At 72.6% G+C, this 13,799-nt stretch carries 15 protein-coding genes and 2 tRNA genes; 15 read left to right on the forward strand and 2 right to left on the reverse strand.

Annotated elements, in window-relative coordinates; genetic code table 11:
- Window position 1: 1 nt before the first annotated feature.
- Window positions 2-2,059, reverse strand: coding sequence for a hypothetical protein (locus tag H0H10_RS38845; protein WP_309142009.1), 2,058 nt, complete (start codon window positions 2,057-2,059; stop codon window positions 2-4).
- 264 nt (window positions 2,060-2,323) lie between these two features.
- Between H0H10_RS38845 and proB the strand changes: the two genes are divergently transcribed.
- From proB to H0H10_RS38870, 5 genes are all read left to right on the forward strand, one after another.
- Window positions 2,324-3,451 carry a glutamate 5-kinase gene (gene proB, locus H0H10_RS38850; protein ID WP_188185952.1) on the forward strand — a complete coding sequence of 376 codons (1,128 nt, stop codon included), beginning with the start codon at window positions 2,324-2,326 and terminating at the stop codon, window positions 3,449-3,451.
- Window positions 3,452-3,595: 144 nt separating this feature from the next.
- A complete protein-coding gene (locus H0H10_RS38855; protein ID WP_188186063.1) occupies window positions 3,596-4,096 on the forward strand; it encodes a DUF8830 family protein in 501 nt (166 codons plus the stop codon).
- 73 nt (window positions 4,097-4,169) lie between these two features.
- Window positions 4,170-5,456, forward strand: coding sequence for a glutamate-5-semialdehyde dehydrogenase (locus H0H10_RS38860; protein ID WP_188185953.1), 1,287 nt, complete (start codon window positions 4,170-4,172; stop codon window positions 5,454-5,456).
- Between the two features lie 112 nt (window positions 5,457-5,568).
- Window positions 5,569-6,147 (forward strand): SCO2584 family spore wall biosynthesis protein, encoded by a 579-nt coding sequence (locus tag H0H10_RS38865; RefSeq protein ID WP_444875700.1) that lies wholly within the window; start codon window positions 5,569-5,571, stop codon window positions 6,145-6,147.
- A gap of 85 nt (window positions 6,148-6,232) precedes the next feature.
- Window positions 6,233-7,300 (forward strand): SCO2583 family membrane protein, encoded by a 1,068-nt coding sequence (locus tag H0H10_RS38870; protein WP_188185955.1) that lies wholly within the window; start codon window positions 6,233-6,235, stop codon window positions 7,298-7,300.
- Between the two features lie 54 nt (window positions 7,301-7,354).
- On the opposite strand, the gene H0H10_RS38875 is transcribed toward H0H10_RS38870, so the two are convergent.
- Window positions 7,355-8,485, reverse strand: a complete 1,131-nt coding sequence (locus tag H0H10_RS38875) for a M48 family metallopeptidase (protein ID WP_188186064.1) — start codon at window positions 8,483-8,485, stop codon at window positions 7,355-7,357.
- A 124-nt stretch (window positions 8,486-8,609) separates the two neighbouring features.
- Here H0H10_RS38875 and H0H10_RS38880 point away from each other — a divergent pair, with 124 nt between their 5' ends.
- The 10 genes from H0H10_RS38880 to H0H10_RS38925 all read left to right on the forward strand — a co-directional run bounded on the left by H0H10_RS38880 (window position 8,610) and on the right by H0H10_RS38925 (window position 13,791).
- Window positions 8,610-8,771, forward strand: coding sequence for a hypothetical protein (locus H0H10_RS38880; RefSeq protein WP_188185956.1), 162 nt, complete (start codon window positions 8,610-8,612; stop codon window positions 8,769-8,771).
- Between the two features lie 120 nt (window positions 8,772-8,891).
- Entirely contained in the window at window positions 8,892-9,056 is a 165-nt protein-coding gene (locus H0H10_RS38885; protein WP_188185957.1) for a hypothetical protein, read from the forward strand.
- Between the two features lie 71 nt (window positions 9,057-9,127).
- Window positions 9,128-9,826: a nicotinate-nucleotide adenylyltransferase gene (gene nadD / locus H0H10_RS38890; RefSeq protein ID WP_188185958.1), complete on the forward strand. Its 699-nt coding sequence runs from the start codon at window positions 9,128-9,130 to the stop codon at window positions 9,824-9,826.
- A 16-nt stretch (window positions 9,827-9,842) separates the two neighbouring features.
- Complete coding sequence (locus H0H10_RS38895) at window positions 9,843-11,579, forward strand: LCP family protein (protein WP_188185959.1); 1,737 nt, start codon at window positions 9,843-9,845, stop codon at window positions 11,577-11,579.
- 95 nt (window positions 11,580-11,674) lie between these two features.
- On the forward strand, window positions 11,675-12,121 hold the full coding sequence (gene rsfS / locus H0H10_RS38900; RefSeq protein WP_188185960.1) for a ribosome silencing factor: 447 nt from the start codon (window positions 11,675-11,677) through the stop codon (window positions 12,119-12,121).
- The gene (locus H0H10_RS38905; RefSeq protein ID WP_188185961.1) at window positions 12,118-12,789 is read left to right on the forward strand and encodes a histidine phosphatase family protein; all 672 of its coding nucleotides are present in this window, start codon (window positions 12,118-12,120) and stop codon (window positions 12,787-12,789) included. The genes rsfS and H0H10_RS38905 overlap by 4 nt, the downstream gene beginning before the upstream one ends.
- A gap of 113 nt (window positions 12,790-12,902) precedes the next feature.
- Window positions 12,903-12,975, forward strand: a tRNA-Ala gene (locus tag H0H10_RS38910).
- 197 nt (window positions 12,976-13,172) lie between these two features.
- Window positions 13,173-13,346, forward strand: coding sequence for a hypothetical protein (locus H0H10_RS38915; protein ID WP_188185962.1), 174 nt, complete (start codon window positions 13,173-13,175; stop codon window positions 13,344-13,346).
- Between the two features lie 3 nt (window positions 13,347-13,349).
- Window positions 13,350-13,583 (forward strand): hypothetical protein, encoded by a 234-nt coding sequence (locus tag H0H10_RS38920; protein ID WP_003976229.1) that lies wholly within the window; start codon window positions 13,350-13,352, stop codon window positions 13,581-13,583.
- Window positions 13,584-13,718: 135 nt separating this feature from the next.
- Window positions 13,719-13,791: transfer RNA gene (locus tag H0H10_RS38925), tRNA-Ala, on the forward strand.
- The last annotated feature ends 8 nt before the right edge of the window (window positions 13,792-13,799 follow it).

A 13,799-nucleotide genomic window follows, 5' to 3' on the forward strand; every position in this document is an offset into this window, starting at 1 on the left:
GCTAGCGGGGGCCGGGGCCCTCCGGCGGGGCGGTGGTGGTCAGCGGTGCGGTCTCGTGCCGCGGCGCGGGAAGTTCCGTCTGCCAGGGTGCCGTGGGCTCCGCGGCCAGCCGCCGGGCCATCCGCGCCCGGTGCTCCCCGGCCGCCGCGCGCAGCGCCCGTACGGCCCGCGCGAAGCGCTCCTGCGAGGACGGCTCGGCCGGACCCAGCAGCCGTAGCGTCAGGGCGGCGCGCGCCCCGGCCAGTTCGTCCCGCTCCGGGTGCCGGACCGCGTCCAGCAGCCGCGGCACCCCGGCCGCGTCCGGCGTCAGCACGGTCGCCGCCGCCACCGTCGGGCAGGCCCTGCGGAACGCGTCCTCCGTGAGCCCGCCGGTGTTCGCCACCGCGTACGGCTTGCCGCTCGCCAGGAAGTCGCTGATCACGCTCGACACGTCGCTGATCAGCAAGTCGGCCCGGTTGAAGCAGGAGTAGAGCGCGGGCCGGGCGTCCGTGACGACCTGGTGCTCCCACTCGGGCAGCGAGGCCCAGTACGCCTCCTCCCACGCGGCGGTCGCCCGCGCCACCTCACCGGCCCGCCCCGGTGCCGGCTCCGACTGACGCAGCATCCGCTCCACCTGGTCGGCGGTGGGCCGCAGACCGGTGGCGGTGAGCCGTCCCAGCTCCGCCGTCCGGCGCTGCAGTTCCGCCGCCGCGGACGCCGGCGGGCGCGGCCCCGTCCGTTCCCGGTTCGCCGCCCGCACCAGCTCACGGATGCGCAGGTCGGCGGCGCGGGCCCGCGGATCCACCGAACCGGTCAGCGGATGCGGCTTGTACAGCAGCCGCACGCCCGGGTCCGCGAGCAGCGCCCGCACGAGGTTCTCGCCCGCCGTGACCACCGACGTGTTGCCGGGGTTGCCGTCCCAGCCCTCCCAGGTCGGCGCGTACAGCACCGTCGTGTACGGGCCGGCGGGCGGCCCGGCGTACGGCCGTACGGCCTCCAGCTGCGGGCGGCCGATCTCCACCACGTCCTTGTCCTCGACGCCGACCTCGGCCAGCGCGTACCGCTCCCGCGCCGCCGGCCCGGCCACCCACACCTCGTCGTACGCCTTCGCGTACGGGTTGCACGAGGACAGCTTGTCGCTCTCCCCGTGGTTGACGAACGCGTGCTTGATCGTGGGGATCCGCAGCACCTGGGAGGTCTTGCCGGAGTTCGAGGGGTGCAGCAGGACCTCCAGGGTGGAGTGCTCCAGGCGCATCAGCGTCGACACCTTCGGCAGGCACACGACGGGGATGTCGGTCGCCGCGATGCGCTGCACCATGAACCGCTCGCGCAGCACGATCAGCGGACGCCCCTTCAGCCTCGCCAGCGGCTCCAGCCACATGTTCGCCTGGTACGCCGAGGACGCGCCGCCGGAGAAGTACAGACCGACGGTGGGCCGGTACTCCGCCAGCCACCCCTCGAACCAGTCGAGCACCTCCTGCTCGCCCGCCGGGCGGCGCCCCGGCAGCAGCCTCAGCAGCAGCGTGCCGAGGCCGGCCAGCGCCGCCGTCAGGGACACCGCGAGGCCGGCCGCGCCGTACACCGGCGCGTCGGTGGCCGCCGTGGCCAGCAGTCCGGCCGTCGACGGCAGCCCGAAGACCGGCAGCCGGTGTCCGGGACGGCGCAGCAGCACGGGCGGCGCCGGGGACAGCCGCAGCGCCGAGGCGTCGATGTTCCGGGTCACCACGGGCAGCGTCCGGCTGCGCCGGACCAGGACCGAGACCGCCTGGATGGCGCAGTGCAGCCCGTAGAAGGCGAGCAGACCGGCGACGAGCGGGGCGTAGACCGTCTCCCGGTCCTGCTCGCCGAGCCGCAGCAGGCCCACCACGAGCAGCAGGTCCCGCAGCACGTGCCGCACCGTGAGGTCGGCGTGGGACTTGGCGAACAGCGACAGCATGCCCCGTTGCCAGCGGTACACCACCCCCTCGGCGGCCACCGAACCGGCGGTCGCGGCGAGCAGCAGCGGCACGTGCGGCAGCAGCGCGCCCACGGCCTGTGCGAGGAAGGCGGCCGCCAGCCCGCCCAGGACGAGCAGCTTCACGACGGTCTGCCGACGGGGGAGGCGGCGGGGCACGGGTAGGGGCACTGCGGTTCGCTCCAGGCTGGTCGCGCATCGGACATCCGGGTTAACGCCCGCCGACCTGCCGACGACACGCGGGTGTTGTCCGGGCGCCCCGTGACGACGAGGTGCCGTGGCCCGGCTGTCCGCAGCCTGGACCGCGGCGCCGCCGGCCATCCCGTTCGCGTAGATTGCCTGGCGAGCGTGCGGACCGGCGCGTGGCGACGCGAGAGGACAGACAGCACAGTGGCAGGGGCAAGGCAGGCCGCGGGCGAGGCCCGCAGGATCGTGGTCAAGGTCGGTTCCTCCTCGCTGACCACCGCGTCGGGCGGGCTGGACGCCGACCGCGTGGACGCGCTCGTCGACGTGCTGGCCAAGGTGCGCAGCGGCGGGGAGCGGGAGATCGTCCTCGTCTCCTCCGGGGCCATCGCCGCCGGACTCGCCCCGCTGGGCCTGCGCCGCCGGCCCAGGGACCTGGCCCGCCAGCAGGCCGCCGCCAGCGTCGGCCAGGGCCTGCTGGTGGCCCGCTACACCGCGTCCTTCGCCCGGTACGGGGTCCGGGTCGGCCAGGTGCTGCTGACGTCCGACGACATGAGCCGCCGCTCCCACCACCGCAACGCCTCCCGCACCCTGGACAAGCTGCTCGCGATGGGCGCCCTGCCGGTGGTCAACGAGAACGACACCGTCGCCACCGACGAGATCCGCTTCGGCGACAACGACCGGCTCGCCGCCCTCGTCGCCCACCTGGTCCACGCCGACCTGCTGGTGCTGCTGTCCGACGTGGACGGCGTCTACGACGGCGACCCGGGCAAGCCCGGCACCTCGCGGATAGCGGAGGTGCGGGGACCGGCCGACCTGGCGGACGTCGAGATCGGCAGCGCCGGCAAGGCGGGCGTCGGCACCGGCGGCATGGTCACCAAGGTCGAGGCGGCCCGGATCGCCGCCGCCGCCGGCATCCCCGTGGTGCTGACCAGCGCGGTCCACGCGGCCGACGCCCTGGTAGGCGGGGACACGGGCACCTACTTCCATCCCACCGGCAAGCGCTCGGCCGACCGGCTGCTGTGGCTCCAGCACGCGTCCACCCCGCAGGGGGCGATCACGCTCGACGACGGGGCGGTGCGCGCGGTCGTGGAGGGCCGCAAGTCGCTGCTGCCGGCCGGGATCGCCGGCGTGGAGGGCGAGTTCAGCGCCGGCGACCCGGTCGAGCTGCGGGACGGCGAGGGCCGTGCGGTGGCCCGGGGGCTGGTCAGCTTCGACGCCAAGGAGATCCCCCGCCTGATCGGCCGCTCCACCCGGGAACTGGCGCGCGAACTCGGACCGGCGTACGAACGCGAGGTCGTACACAGGGACGATCTGGTGATCCTGCACCCGTAATCGGTCGAATCGTCCCCGAATCGGTGGTGGACGTTCCGCAAAACCGCCCCGCGATCTTCCGTCGCCTGCTCAACTTTCCTCAGGACGGGCCCGGCCGACCGCCGGGTCGCATGCGCGTGCGTGAAGGAGGCCGTCGTGAGCGGAGTGCGCCCTGGGACACCGGTGTCCCGCGGTGGTGCCGGCTCGCGGGGCGGTGCCGGTTCACGCGGTGGCACCGGCCCTCGCGCGGCCGGTGCCGGTGAGGAGCGGACCCTGACGAGCGTCGCCGCCGGGGACCGGTTCCGGGGCGAGGAGCCGGCGCACACCCCTCGCCTGTGGCACGTCACCCTCAGCGTCTCCGGCGCCCGGGCGCCGCTCACCGAGGTGCGGCGCGCCCTGGAGCAGCTCGCCCACGACCACCCCTTCCTGCTGACGAGCAGGTACGCCGACGACCACGCGGAGATCCGGTACTGGGAGGAGGCCCGCGACCTGCACGACGCCGCCGCCGTCGCCCTGCGCCTGTGGGGCGAGCACCGGCAGACCGCCGGGCTGCCGCCCTGGGAGATCGTCGGCCTGGAGGTCATCGACCGCGTCACCTACCACCAGCGCATCGCCGCGGGATACGGGCCGGCACCGGCCACGCCCGTCGGGGTTCACCCCTTCTGAGACACGCCCACGCGGTGTCTCGGGTCGTGGGACGGCCGACGAACGCCCCTGACCGGCGCACTACCCTTCCCTCATGACCACGCTCTCGCCGTACGACTCGATGTCCCCGGTCACCCGGGCCGCCTACCGGGCCAAGGCCGCCGCGGCCGACCTCGCGCCGCTGCCGCGGGCCGCCAAGGACGACGCGCTGCTCGCCGTCGCGGACGCGCTGGAGGTCCGTACCAGCGAGATCGTCGAGGCCAACGCCCAGGACGTGGCGAGGGCCCGCGCCGCCGGGACGTCCGAGGCCATCGTCGACCGGCTGACCCTCACCCCGGAGCGGGTCCGCGCCATCGCCTCCGACGTGCGGGACGTCGTCGCGCTGCCCGACCCGGTCGGCGAGGTCGTGCGCGGCTCCACGCTGCCCAACGGCATCGACCTGCGCCAGGTGCGGGTGCCGCTCGGCGTGGTCGGCATCATCTACGAGGGCCGGCCCAACGTCACGGTCGACGCCGCCGCCCTGTGCCTGAAGTCCGGCAACGCCGTGCTGCTGCGCGGATCGTCCTCCGCCTACCAGTCGAACACCGCCCTCGTCCGGGTGATCCGCGACGCCGTGGGCGGCGCCGGACTGCCCGCCGACGCCGTGCAGCTGGTGCCCGGGGAGAGCCGCGAGAGCGTGCGCGAGCTGATGCGCGCCCGGGGCCTGGTCGACGTCCTCATCCCGCGCGGCGGCGCCTCCCTGATCAACACCGTCGTCCAGGAGTCCACCGTCCCGGTCATCGAGACCGGCACCGGCAACTGCCACGTCTACGTCGACGCGCAGGCCGACCTCGACATGGCCGTCGACATCCTGGTCAACTCCAAGGCGCAGCGCGTCAGCGTCTGCAACGCCGCCGAGACGCTCCTGGTCCACCAGGACATCGCCGCCGAGTTCCTGCCCCGCGCCCTGGACGCCCTCGCCGACGCCGGCGTCACCGTGCACGCCGACGAGCGGGTGATGGCCTACGCGAAGGACTCCCGGGCGACGGTCGTGGAGGCCGTGCCGGAGGACTGGGAGACGGAGTACCTGTCGTACGACATCGCCGCCGCGGTCGTCGACTCCCTCGACAAGGCGGTCGAGCACATCCGGCTGTGGACCTCGGGTCACACGGAGGCGATCGTGACGACCTCCCAGCAGGCCGCCCGCCGCTTCACCCAGCTGGTCGACTCCACCACGGTTGCGGTGAACGCCTCCACGCGCTTCACCGACGGCGGCCAGTTCGGCTTCGGCGCCGAGATCGGCATCTCCACGCAGAAGCTGCACGCCCGGGGCCCGATGGGCCTGCCGGAGCTGACCAGCACCAAGTACATCGTCACCGGCGACGGGCACGTACGGCGCTGAACGCACGGCATGCGCCCCCGGGGCCGTCCGTAACCCGGTCGGGGCATCTCGCCCACGGGATGAATTTCCATACCGTCTGCCCAAATTGACCCCCCAGGTCTACTCTGGATCCGTGCCGGAGGACGTGGGGGGTATGCCGTTCCCTGACGGCTGGGAGCCCGACGACGACCACGACCGCGGGGTGTCGGACGAAGAGTTCGCCTCCGTGGTCTTCGACGAGGCCTTCGTACAGGCGGCGGCGGTGCACGAGCCGACCGCGGTCGAACGCCTGCTGGCCGCGGCCGAGGCGAGGGCCGAGGCATCCGAGGCCGAGGCGGCCCGCCGCGCGCACGGCAGACGCGAGCGCTACGACGACGGCTACGGCGGCTACGGCCGGGACCCCGACGACCCCGGCCTCGACGACCCGGACGAGGACATCGACCCCCTCGACCGCCCCTACGGCGCCCCCGGGACCTACGGCAAGCAGGTCCGCTGGCACCGGCCCGTCGCCTGGATGCTCGCCCTCGTGATGGGCATCGGCATGGTGGCGCTGGCCTTCACGGCCGTCTACCGGGGCGCGTCCTCGGGCGGCAGCCCGGGACAGGTTCCGCCGCCCGCCTCGACCGGCCCCGAGCAGGGCGGAGGGGTCACCCCCTCGGCCTCCGCCGACTACTCCCAGCCGGCCGTCCCGGTGATCCCGCGCAGCCCCTGACCTGCCGTGCGGCGGGTGAAAACCTGTCCGAAGTTGTCGTGTACCGGGGCGTTTATACGGGCTTTCGGAGACCTACTCTCAAAGTATGGGAGGGCCTGGCGACCCGCCTGAGGGGACACCCGAGGGCGCCCCCGGAGGCGGAGAGGACGAGTACCGATCCGTCGTCTTCGACGAGTCGTTCGTGCGCGCTGCGCGCCTCCAGGAGTACTCCGCACAGGAGCGCATGGCCGACCACACGCCCGCCGTCCGCCGCCGTGCGCCGCTGCGCCGGAACCTGTCCCGGCAGGCACTGATCCTGATCGTGCTCATCGCCGTCGCCTTCGGCACCGCGATCTACATGGGCGTACGGAACCCCTACCAGGGCCCCGCCGCGCGCCAGCCCGCCGAGCTCGTGCGGATGACCGTCATCCCGCTGGCCCCGCAGGGGAAGGTGCCCGGCGCCGCCGACGCCGAGGAGCTGTACGCGCACAGCCCCGCCGCGCACTTCCGCTCCGGGGCCCAGGGGGTGCCGCTGCCCGCCGCCCGGCGCACCGCGCACTTCTCGGACGACCAGGTGTTCAACGCCCTGACGACCGCCAAGGACTACGTCGTGCGGTCCGCGCTGGACCCGGAGGTGCTGGTCGGCGAGGAGACCCGCTCCGTACGGGTGCTGCTGGACCCGGAGCAGCTCGACCAGTTCGACGAGAGCTTCGAGCACCCCGCCGCCGACGGCCGGCACGCGCCCACCGGATGGCTGGTGCGCTTCGACCCGTCCAGGGTCGAACTGGCCGACGAGGCGATCCGCGTACGGGGCAGCCTGCGGGTGGCCGAGAGCGACGCGTCCACCCTGGAGGTCGTCGCCGACCACACCACCGTCTACCCCCTGCGGCCCACCGGTGACGAGCGGGCCGAGGTGTCGCTGTTCACCGTCCGGCGCGAGCTGCACTTCCGCTTCGACCGGGACGACCTGCGCCTGAGCCAGACCCGGCTCGCCGTCTCCTACGTCCAGGCGGGACCGCTGTCCTGCGCCGAGGACTCGGCGAACCACCTGCGCCCGCTGCTCGCCGGCCAGACGGCCAAGGCGGGCGGCCCGGCCGGCACCGACCCGTACACCACGGACAACGCCACGGCCCTGTGCGGCGCCCTGGCACCGGGCGCCCAGCCGAAGGTCTGACGCCCCGGGCGGCCTCTCCGCCCGGCCGGGCCCGGGCCGGACGCCCGCCGTCCGTCAGGACCCGTCGCGCGGCGGGCGGTCGTCCCCGTCCTCCGGGCCGGCGGTCCCCTCCGGGCCGTCCGTGCCCTTGGGCGGCCTCGGCGGGGAGGACGTGAAGCCGCCGAAGCCCCGCCGCATCCGCTCCCCGAGGTCGCCGGCGCCGCCCGCGATGTCGTTCACCAGCTTCATCAGCGGGTCCTTCGAGGTGCGCACGTGCGTGGCGTAGCTGGACGCCGACTCCCGGAAGGAGTCCCTGACCGACGTGTCCCGGTCCTCGTCGCGCCGCGGGTAGTGGCCGTCCATGATCCGCTGGTGGTCGCGGGAGGCGGCCCACTTCTTCAGCTCGGCCGCCCGCACCGTGGTGAAGGGGTGGGAGCGGGGCAGCACGTTGAGGATCTTCAGCACGGAGTCGCGCAGGTCGCCCCCGGCCTCGTACTCGTCGGCCTGCTCCAGGAAGGCGTCCACGTTCATCTCGTGCAGGTGGTTGCCGCCCGCGATCTTCATCAGGCCCCGCATGGACGCCTGGAGGTCCTGGCCGACCAGCAGCCCCGCGCGGTCGGCGGACAGCTCCGACTTGCGGAACCACTCGCGCAGCGCCGTCACGATCGCCATGATCGCGAAGTTGCCCAGGGGGATCCAGGCCACCCGGACGGCGAGGGACGTCAGGAACAGCAGTATCGTCCGGTACACGGCGTGTCCGGACAGCGCGTGCCCGACCTCGTGCCCGATGACCGCCCGCATCTCCTCCTCGTCGAGCAGTTCGACCAGGCCCGTGGTGACGACGATGATCGGCTCGTCCAGGCCGATGCACATCGCGTTGGGCGTCGGGTCCTGGGTCACGTACATCGGCGGGACCTTCTCCAGGTCCAGGATGTAGCAGGCGTCCCGCAGCATGTCGTTCAGATGGGCGAACTGCCGGTCCGAGACCCGCACCGAGTCGGACAGGAACAGCAGCCTCAGGCTCCGCTCGGGCAGCAGGCCGCTGAGGGCCTTGAAGACCGTGTCGAAGCCGCTCAGCCTGCGCAGCGCCACCAGGGCGGAGCGGTCGGCCGGGTGCTCGTACGCACGTGAGGAGATCCCCGGGAAGCGCCTGCGCTGCCGGCTCGGCACGCTCTCGTGCCCGTTGTGCTGGTGGCCGTCGGACATGTCTTCCCCCATGTGCGTGTGTATGGCCCTCTGCGAACCTTGCGCGGTCCTTTGCGCCCCCGAAGCAGGGCCCAGCCTAGGCGGAGTTACCGTGGACGGGCAGTACAGCGAAGGAGTCCACGTCATGGAGTACATCCCCCGCGCCGCCTGGCTCGCCGAGGCCGCGGCCGCCGCCGGGCAGCAAGGGCCGGGGAATCTCTTCCGGGTCGTCCTGCTCGTGATGCTGGTGGGCTGTGTGCTGACCGCGTGGTTCCTGCTGCGGGGCTACAAGCGGAAGGACGACTGAGGCGGGCCGAAGGTTCCCGGTGCCTCGCCGACGGCGGAGTCGGCGTGATCGCCCGCGGAGCGCCCGCATACGATGAGCCGACGTCTTTATCCCGCCCACACCTGATAGGTCCTGCCGAAGATGAGCTTCCACAGCACTGCTGCCCAGTTGGTCACCCTCGCCGCCGAGGGCCAGGAGCACAGCGGCAACCACGAGAGCCTCAGCCCCTACCTCACCGGTGGCGGCGCGTTCGTCGCCCTCATGCTTCTGCTGTGGATCACCACCCGTTTCAATCGCGACCGCTGAACGCGGCGGAATCCGGGGCCGAAGGACCTGGCGGCCGGGGCCCCGGGACCGGGCCGGTAGGGTCTGCACGCATGGGAGAGCAGGACATGCCTACCGGTCCGGCGAAGGACACGGCGACCGGTGCGCAGCACCGCCCGGAGCCCGGTCACCTCACCGGCCCCGGCAACGGCCCGGCGCGATCGGGCAAGCGCCGCCTCGGCGTCATGGGCGGCACCTTCGACCCGATCCACCACGGGCACCTCGTGGCGGCCAGCGAGGTCGCCGCGCAGTTCCACCTCGACGAGGTGGTGTTCGTCCCCACCGGGCAGCCCTGGCAGAAGAGCCACCGCACGGTCTCCGCGGCCGAGGACCGCTACCTGATGACCGTGGTCGCGACCGTCGAGAACCCGCAGTTCTCGGTGAGCCGCATCGACATCGACCGCGGCGGCCCCACCTACACCGTGGACACTCTGCGCGACCTGCGCGCGCTCAACCCGGACACGGACCTGTTCTTCATCACCGGTGCCGACGCCCTCGCCCAGATCCTCACCTGGCGGGACAGCGAGGAGCTGTTCTCCCTGGCCCACTTCATCGGCGTCACCCGGCCGGGCCACCACCTGACGGACGCCGGGCTGCCCGAAGGCGGCGTCTCGCTCGTCGAGGTCCCGGCCCTCGCCATCTCCTCCACGGACTGCCGTGCGAGAGTCGCCAACGGAGACCCCGTGTGGTACCTGGTGCCCGACGGAGTCGTGCGCTACATCGACAAGCGCCAGCTGTACCGCGGCGAGTGAGCCGAGAGGGGCACCGGTGAACGACCGATACGACCCGGGCTACGGGGGCGACCAGTACGAGCTCGTCGGCTACGACGAGTACGGCCGACCGGTGTACCGCCAGACCCCGGACCGGCCCGGCCAGTCGTACGACCCGTACGCGCAGCAGGGTCAGCAGGGCCAGCAGCAGGGCTACGGCTACGACCCGTACGCCACGGGCGCACAGCAGCCCGCCCCGTCGTACGACCCCTACGACGCCTACGGCACCCAGGGCGGCCACGACACCGGCCCGCAGCCGCCCGCCCCCGCCCACGACCCGTACGACGGCTACGGCACGCCCCAGGGCGGCCGGGCCGCGCAGCAGCCGTACGACCCCTACGGACAGGCCGCGACGAGCGGGCGGCAGCCGCGGGTCGCCGAGCAGACCGCCTACATCCCGCAGCAGGCCGGCCCGCCCGCGGAACCGCAGGAGCGGCCCGCCCCCGAGTCCGCCGCCCCGGAGTACCGGACCGAGCAGTTCGCCTTCGTCGAGGAGCCGACCGACGACTCCGAGGACGTCATCGACTGGCTGAAGTTCACCGAGAACCGCACCGAGCGCCGCGAGGAGGCCAGGCGCCGCGCCCGCAGCCGCGTCATCGCCCTGGTCGTCGTCCTGGCCCTGGTCGCGGCCGGCGGCGTCGGCTACCTCTGGTACGCCGGGAAGCTCCCCGGCCTGTCCTCCTCCGACTCCGGCAAGGGCGGTGCGACGGCCGCGGGCGCCCAGAAGCGCGACGTGATCGCCGTCCACCTGCACGACACCAAGCAGGGCGGCACCTCCACGGTGCTGCTCGTCGACAACACGACCACCAAGCGCGGCACCGCCGTGCTGCTGCCCAACTCCCTCGGCCTGACCGGCGACGACGGCACCACGACCACGCTCGCCAAATCGGTCGACGACGCAGGACCGGACGCGACCCGCACCGCGCTCGACTCCGTCCTCGGCACCGCCATCGAGGGCACCTGGCGGCTGGACACCCCCTACCTCCAGATCCTCGTCGACCTCGTCGGCAACATCGAGGTCGACACCGACACGGACGTCCCCGACCCGGAGGCCAAGGGCAAGGGCGCCGCGCCCCTCGTCCGCAAGGGCGACAACCAGACCCTCAGCGGCAAGATGGCCGTCGCCTACGCCACCCACCACGCCTCCGGCGAGTCCGCCAACGCCCAGCTGGAGCGGTTCGGGCAGGTCATGCAGGGCGTGCTGCGCAAGCTGTCGTCCGATCCGCAGGCCGCGACGACCACGATCCAGACCCTCGGGCTGATCCTCGACCCGCCGCTGACCGACAAGGACCTCGGCTCCTTCCTCGCCGGGCTCGCCGACCACGCCAAGGGCGGCGACTTCGGGACGGAGCTGCTGCCCGTCGAGGACGACGGCTCGCTGAGCGCCGAGACCGGTGAGACGGTGGTCAAGGACATCCTCGGCGGGACCGCGAAGAGCCCCGACAAGGACGCGGCCGTCTCCGTCTCCGTCCAGAACGCGACCGGTGTGAAGGACCGCGCCGCCCAGGCCCGCGTCGTCCTCCTCAACGGCGGCTTCACCTTCCTGGAGGGCGGCACCGCCTCCGCCGCCCAGCCCACGTCGAAGGTGCTCTACGCCGACGCCGCGGACAAGGAGAACGCCACCGAGGTCGCCAAGACCCTGGGCCTGCCCGCCGGCGCCGTCGCCCAGGGCAAGGTCTCGGCGAACGCGAACGTCGCGGTGGTGCTCGGCCAGGACTACGAACCGGCGTCGTAGGGGCCGGATCGTCCGTCACGTCGTTCATCACATGGGGAGCCGTCGGCGGTCGTGAGACCCTTGAGGTCAACCGACCGCCGACCGAAAGCCACGCAGTGACCGCGACCGACCGCTCTCTGGAACTCATCAACACCGCCGCGCAGGCGGCCGCCGACAAGCTCGCGCACGACATCATCGCCTACGACGTCAGCGATGTGCTCTCCATCACGGACGCCTTCCTGCTGGCCTCCGCACCCAACGACCGCCAGGTCAAGGCGATCGTCGACGAGATCGAGGAGCGGCTCAGCAAGGAGCTCGGCGCCAAGCCGGTACGCCGCGAGGGCGACCGCGAGGCCCGCTGGGTCCTGCTCGACTACGTCGACATCGTCGTGCACGTCCAGCACAGCGAGGAGCGCGTCTTCTACGCCCTGGAGCGGCTGTGGAAGGACTGCCCCGAGCTGGAGCTGCCCGCCGACGCCAAGGCGACCCGCGGCAAGGCCGAGGAGCACGCGAGGCTGCAGGCCGCCGAGGAGGCGACGGAGACCGGCGGGGAGTGGCGATGAGCGCCACGGGTGAGGTGACGGCCCGGAAGGCGGGCCGGGGCCGCCGCGTCATCCTCTGGCGGCACGGCCAGACCTCCTGGAACGTGGAGCGCCGCTTCCAGGGCTCCACGGACGTCGAGCTCACCGAGACCGGTGTCGCCCAGGCCCGGCGCGCCGCCAGGCTGCTCGCCAACCTGGGGCCGGACGCGATCGTCGCCTCCGACCTGAAGCGGGCCGCGCACACGGCCGCCGAGCTGGCCGCCCTCACCGGTCTGGAGGTGACCCTCGAGGAGGGGCTGCGGGAGACCTACGCGGGGGTCTGGCAGGGGCTGACGCACGACGAGATCATCGCCCGGTACGGCGAGGAGTACATGGCGTGGAAGCGCGGTGAGCCGGTTCGCCGCGGTGGCGGCGAGCTGGAGACCGAGGTCGCCGACCGCGCCGCCCCCGTGGTGCTCGGGCACGCCGGGAAGCTCCCCGAGGACGGCACGCTCGTCGTGGTCAGCCACGGCGGCACGATCCGCACCACCATCGGCCGTCTCCTCGGCCTGGACCCGCACAACTGGGAGAGCCTGGGCGGCCTGACCAACTGCTGCTGGTCGGTCCTCGGCGAAGGCGCCCGCGGCTGGCGCCTGCTGGAGCACAACGCAGGCACGCTCCCGGAGCCGGTGCTGGGCGACGACGACTGAGCGGCCGGCCGGGCCGCCACCAGGCCCCCGGGCCCGGATTTCACTTTCCGGCTGGTCACAGGCTAAAGTTCTTCTTGTTCGCCCCGCCGAGCGGGAAGAACGGAAGAACACCAGGGGCTATAGCTCAGTTGGTAGAGCGCCTGCATGGCATGCAGGAGGTCAGGAGTTCAATTCTCCTTAGCTCCACAGGTACAGGAAGATCCCGTCCCCTCCGGGGGGCGGGATCTTTCGTTGTGCCCGCTTGAGCATCCGGCGCCCGCGGGGCGTATACCTCCGCGAGGCTCCGTGTCCGGACTGGTACTGAGGCGTCGCTGACCGTGTTGGTCCGTCCGTGGCAGAATCAAACGGCCGGAAGGGGGCGCGGCCCGACGGGAGGAGTAACGATGCCTGCGAGCGGGCTCGGGGAGGTCGAGCACCTCCTCGAAGCAGCGGTGACACGGGACACGGTCACCCGCCTCAGCTGCCCTTCCTGCGGTTCCGCGCACGTCGCCCAGGTCCTGGGTGACAACGGAGGGGTCTCGTACGTGTGCACGGCCTGCGGCCACAGCTGGAGCTGATCGATGGGTGCACACAGGCGGAAGTGCGACTGGTGCGGCAGCGGCACGCCGATCGTCCGCGACATGGAGCCGGTCAACCCGGACTACCAGTACTGGTGCGAGGAGTGCGCGCGAGCGCTGATCATAAAGGGCGACCCGATCGAGACCTACCGCGAACTCGAGGGCGAGCCGATCTACGGCCGGCTGCTGGAGGAGCACTGCACGCTCAAGCGGTTCTACTCGTTCGTGACGGCCTAGGCGAAGAATTTTTGCCACAAATCGGACATAGTGGAAACGATTTGGTGCTGGACCCGGTGGACCGTGTAATGTTGGCGTCGCCGCCGGGGAAAACCGGCGGAGCGGACGACAAGCGGCCGAGCCGCGAGACCGCAAGGGGCTATAGCTCAGTTGGTAGAGCGCCTGCATGGCATGCAGGAGGTCAGGAGTTCAATTCTCCTTAGCTCCACAGGGAAA

Source organism: Streptomyces griseicoloratus (genome assembly GCF_014534645.1).
GTDB classification, from domain to species: Bacteria; Actinomycetota; Actinomycetes; order Streptomycetales; family Streptomycetaceae; genus Streptomyces; species Streptomyces griseicoloratus.

Bases quoted from the DNA above. Each gene is read 5' to 3' on its own strand.
- H0H10_RS38860 (WP_188185953.1), top strand. From the start codon at position 4,170: ATGACCACGCTCTCGCCGTACGACTCGATGTCCCCGGTCACCCGGGCC.
- H0H10_RS38870 (WP_188185955.1), top strand. From the start codon at position 6,233: ATGGGAGGGCCTGGCGACCCGCCTGAGGGGACACCCGAGGGCGCCCCC.
- H0H10_RS38875 (WP_188186064.1), bottom strand. From the start codon at position 8,485: ATGTCCGACGGCCACCAGCACAACGGGCACGAGAGCGTGCCGAGCCGG.
- H0H10_RS38880 (WP_188185956.1), top strand. From the start codon at position 8,610: ATGGAGTACATCCCCCGCGCCGCCTGGCTCGCCGAGGCCGCGGCCGCC.
- H0H10_RS38885 (WP_188185957.1), top strand. From the start codon at position 8,892: ATGAGCTTCCACAGCACTGCTGCCCAGTTGGTCACCCTCGCCGCCGAG.
- nadD (WP_188185958.1), top strand. From the start codon at position 9,128: ATGGGAGAGCAGGACATGCCTACCGGTCCGGCGAAGGACACGGCGACC.
- H0H10_RS38905 (WP_188185961.1), top strand. From the start codon at position 12,118: ATGAGCGCCACGGGTGAGGTGACGGCCCGGAAGGCGGGCCGGGGCCGC.
- H0H10_RS38915 (WP_188185962.1), top strand. From the start codon at position 13,173: ATGCCTGCGAGCGGGCTCGGGGAGGTCGAGCACCTCCTCGAAGCAGCG.
- H0H10_RS38920 (WP_003976229.1), top strand. From the start codon at position 13,350: ATGGGTGCACACAGGCGGAAGTGCGACTGGTGCGGCAGCGGCACGCCG.